Below are 3747 nucleotides of genomic sequence, written 5' to 3'. Positions count from 1 at the left end.
GTCACCGGTGAAGATGGCGTAGGTGACGTAGCGGAGGACGATCTCCATGTCACGCAGGCAGGCAGCCATGCGGCGGTGGGTGTAGGCGTTACCACCGGGGGCGATGAGAGCAGGCTGCTGATCGAAGAGATCGCGAGCGGCGTTGGTGACGATCTTGGAAGCGTTGGAGGTGATGCGGTTCACCGTGTCCATGCGCTTGCTCCCATCGGCAACCATGGCGGCGAGCGCATCGATCTGGCCGGGGTTGAGGAATTCGCCGCGGGCATCGGCCTGGGCCACGACCTTGGTGAAGGCGTCAAACATGGAATGGAACGGAATGGACTGCCGTGGTGAAGCCTAAGAAGCCTGGCCTGGCTGACGCGAACGGCAGGCCGAGGCCATCACCTAGAACGGGCCTCCCCTGACCAGCCCGATGACATCCACGCCGGTGATGGAGTGGCAGGAGCTCGAGGCCCACGCCCCCGTACCCACGGCGGGGGAGGAGGAGCTGGCCCGGATCCATGGCCCCACCAATGCCCAGGCCGTGCTGCGGCTCTTCGGCCAGTCCGAGAGCGCCGTGCGCGTCACGCTCTACCGGGACCACCACGCCTGGTGTCCCTACTGCCAGAAGGTGTGGCTCTGGCTGGAGGAACGGCAGATCCCCTACAGGATCCGCAAGGTCACGATGGTCTGCTACGGGGAGAAGGAGAGCTGGTACCGGCATCGGGTGCCCTCCGGGATGCTGCCGGCCCTGGAGCTCGACGGCCGCCTGATCACCGAGAGCGACCGGATCCTCGAGGAGCTGGAGCTGGCCTTCGGCCCCCTCCAGCGCGGCATGGGCGATCCGGAGGTGCTGGCGCTGCGGCGGCTGGAGCGGATGCTGTTCCGTGCCTGGTGCCAGTGGCTCTGCTACCCGGCGTCCAGCCCCAGGGATGATCAGGAGGCGCGCCAGGGCTTCCAGCGCTGGGCCGAGACCATGGAAGAGGCCCTCACAGCCGGGGACGGCCCCTTTCTGCTGGGGGAGCTGTCCACGGCCGACCTGGTGTTCGTGCCCTACCTCGAGCGCATGAATGCCTCCCTGGCCTATTACAAGGGCTTCCTGCTCCGCGAGGCGCACCCCGCCATCGGCGGCTGGTTCAGGGCCCTCGAGCAGCGCGCCACTTACCTCGGGACCCAGGGCGATTTCCATACCCATGCCCACGACCTCCCCCCCCAGATGGGGGGCTGTTACGCCAATGGCTCAGCCGGGCAACAGCTGCTGGCCAGACGCATCGACCACGGCCCCTGGCCCCTGACCCTCGCCGACGGCACCGACCCTGAAACTGCCGCCGCGGAGCCGGCGGACGCGGCCCTTCGGGCCCTGGCCCGGGTGCTGCGCCACCGCGCAACGCTGTTGCAACGCCCCCCCCTGGCCGATCCGGCCATGGACACGGCCCTGCGCTGTGCCCTCACCGAGCTGATCAGCCCGATGGCCTGCCCGCCGCCGCCGGGAACGGCCCCCGGGCTTCGCTACCTGCGCGACCGGATCAGCGTGCCGCGCGACATGCCGCTGCACGCCGCGCGGCGTCTGCGTCAGGCCCTCGAGGACACCGCCCTGCGGGATCCCCTGGACCCGCAGGGCCAGGGAACCGCCCTGCCCCAGAGACACCGACGCGACCAGGATCCCCGGCCCTTTCTGACCAGCCCACCTAGTGTCTGAGCAGGCCCCCGCGAAGCCATGACCCCGCCTGGCGTCCCCCCCCGCGTCTCCGCCACCCTGCTGCGGCACCTGGCTCCCCTGGTCGTGACGGCAGGGCTCGGCGCGATTGCCACGGGCCTGTTGCCGCCGGCGCCGCTCAGGGCCCTGGAGCTGCGCGGGGCCACCCATTTCACGCGCCCCCCCTGGAAGGTCACGCTGCGCAGCTACAACAGCACGGTCTCCCAGCCTTCGGCCGAGTACTACTTCACCGTGGTCCTGGCGGAGGATGCCGGCGCCGCCCTCGGCGAGTTGCAGTTTCGCCAGACGCGCGGTGTCGATACCCAGTTCCAGTTCAGCCCCGGCCGCACCCGCGCCTTTCTCGGTCAACCCCGTCGCGAAGGCCCGGCCGTGCCGGTGGAGGCAGCGTTCGACCAGGAGGAGCGCCTGGTCACCGTGCGGTTTCCGGAGCCCGTGCCTCCCGGATCGACCCTCACCGTGATGCTGAAGCCATGGGCCAATCCCTCGATGTCGGACACCTACCTGTTCCAGGTCATGGCCCTGCCGGCGGGCCCCAACCCCTCAGCCGTGTCGCTGGGATTCGCCACCCTCAGGATCTACGACCCCGACTGGCGCTGAAACCGGCTCAGATGCCGGGAAACCCACCGGGGAAACGGAGGGTGCGCCAGTCGCCACTGGCCGTGCTGACCTCCACGCCGATCTCCACCGGGTCCTGGGTGGCCCCGAACTGCTCCTGCCACCAGCCCATGGCCTCAGCCCAGGCGGCGTCGAGGGATTCATAGAGGTCGTCGAGCACCGGGTGGGGAGCCCCCTGCTGATCGACGAGCCGGTAGTGGCGCACATGCTGGGCGTGGACTGGAGCCATCTCTCACAACACGACATCTGGATGAAATCATCGCCGGTGTGCCAGCCTGAAACTGTCACCTTCACAACATCTTTCGGTGTCCTGGACGGCCTGACCGGCAGCCGGCCCCGTGGGCTCAGGTGAGGTAGCGGCGGATGGAGGGCCGGCACCAGAACACCAGGGCCGCGATGTTGACCGTCCAGAGCAGGGCAGCGGCGATCGCTGTGAGCGGCCGCCCCTCGGGCAGCAGCGCCAGTCGCACGATGCCGTAGGGCAGGGCCACGGCCAGGCTCATCGACAGGCCGACGATCGCCACGATCTGGCCCCAGGCCCGCCAGCGCAACAGGGCGATCGCGCCCACCAGACCAACGGCGGCCGTGGGCAGCACCGCACTGGATCCGACGGCGATGTGCACGCCGCGCCAGGTGGGATCCAGCAGGATGACGCCCAGCGTGAACGGCACGATCAGGATGTTCGCCACCAGGCCCAGCCAGGCCAGGGTGAGGTAGCCGCGCGGAGGCTGGAGCATCGCGAGCCGGGTTGGGAGGAGAACCACCTCTCCATGCTGGGTCATGGCTAGCGCAGTTCGAACAGGAGCAGATCAGCGCCCGCCGATCCTGCCTCAAAGCGCTGCGGAGCACCGGAGGAGAAACCGATCCCATCGCCTTGCCGCAGGCTTCGACCCGACATCCGGCCGTCACCCGCGATCAGCTGCAGCCAGCCCAGACGGTCCGGTGCGATCGCCACATCCAGCACGTCACCGGCCCCGGGCCTCGAACGCCACAACCGCACCGGCCGACCCACCGACAGCGCACCGTGGGCCCCGTGCGGATCGAGCAGTGGGGTCCAACCCCCATCCAGCGCAAAGGCCTTCTGGGCATAGGTCGGTGGCAGGCCGGGGCTGGTGGGCTCGATCCAGATCTGCAGCAGACGACAGGGCCGATCGCCCTCGTTCATCTCGCTGTGCACCACCCCGGTGCCGGCACTCATGCACTGAACCTCACCGGCCCGCAGGACCTCCGCATGCCCCATCGAATCGCGATGGGTCAGCTGGCCCTCCACCATCACCGTGACGATCTCCATGCCGCGGTGGGGATGCAGGCCAAATCCGCGGCCAGGAGCCAGGGTGTCGTCATTGATCACGCGCAGCGGCCCGAAGCCCATCCAGGCCGGGTCGTAGTGGCTGGCGAAGGAAAAGGAATGCCAGCTGTCCAGCCAGTCCAGCTGG

At 69.1% G+C, this 3747-nt stretch carries 5 protein-coding genes and 1 pseudogene; 2 read left to right on the top strand and 4 right to left on the bottom strand.

From position 1 onward, the window contains the following. A pseudogene (locus ACLD7X_RS16040) lies at positions 1 to 303 on the bottom strand (phycocyanin subunit beta); the annotation flags it as partial. A 109-nt stretch (positions 304 to 412) separates the two neighbouring features. Here ACLD7X_RS16040 and ACLD7X_RS16035 point away from each other — a divergent pair. Together ACLD7X_RS16035 and ACLD7X_RS16030 are read left to right on the top strand one after the other, a co-directional pair. Further along, complete coding sequence (locus ACLD7X_RS16035) at positions 413 to 1678, top strand: glutathione S-transferase family protein (protein ID WP_411424683.1); 1266 nt, start codon at positions 413 to 415, stop codon at positions 1676 to 1678. An 18-nt stretch (positions 1679 to 1696) separates the two neighbouring features. Then, positions 1697 to 2293 (top strand): DUF2808 domain-containing protein, encoded by a 597-nt coding sequence (locus ACLD7X_RS16030; protein ID WP_411424682.1) that lies wholly within the window; start codon positions 1697 to 1699, stop codon positions 2291 to 2293. Between the two features lie 7 nt (positions 2294 to 2300). Here the strand turns inward: ACLD7X_RS16030 and ACLD7X_RS16025 are convergent, their stop codons facing one another. From ACLD7X_RS16025 to ACLD7X_RS16015, 3 genes are all read right to left on the bottom strand, one after another. Next, positions 2301 to 2540, bottom strand: coding sequence for a hypothetical protein (locus ACLD7X_RS16025; RefSeq protein WP_411424681.1), 240 nt, complete (start codon positions 2538 to 2540; stop codon positions 2301 to 2303). A 115-nt stretch (positions 2541 to 2655) separates the two neighbouring features. Continuing rightward, complete coding sequence (locus ACLD7X_RS16020; RefSeq protein WP_411424680.1) at positions 2656 to 3075, bottom strand: hypothetical protein; 420 nt, start codon at positions 3073 to 3075, stop codon at positions 2656 to 2658. 20 nt (positions 3076 to 3095) lie between these two features. Next, positions 3096 to 3747 (bottom strand): pirin family protein (locus tag ACLD7X_RS16015; RefSeq protein WP_411424679.1); only part of this gene is annotated, 652 nt, incomplete at its 5' end.

It is taken from the genome of Aphanothece microscopica RSMan92 (assembly GCF_046613545.2).
GTDB lineage: Bacteria > Cyanobacteriota > Cyanobacteriia > PCC-6307 > Cyanobiaceae > NIES-981.
This window is presented reverse-complemented; position numbering and strand designations above follow the sequence as displayed.

Excerpts from the sequence above, each read along its gene's own strand:
- ACLD7X_RS16030 (WP_411424682.1), top strand. The coding sequence starts at position 1,697 with ATGACCCCGCCTGGCGTCCCCCCCCGCGTCTCCGCCACCCTGCTGCGG.
- ACLD7X_RS16025 (WP_411424681.1), bottom strand. The coding sequence starts at position 2,540 with ATGGCTCCAGTCCACGCCCAGCATGTGCGCCACTACCGGCTCGTCGAT.
- ACLD7X_RS16035 (WP_411424683.1), top strand. The coding sequence starts at position 413 with ATGACATCCACGCCGGTGATGGAGTGGCAGGAGCTCGAGGCCCACGCC.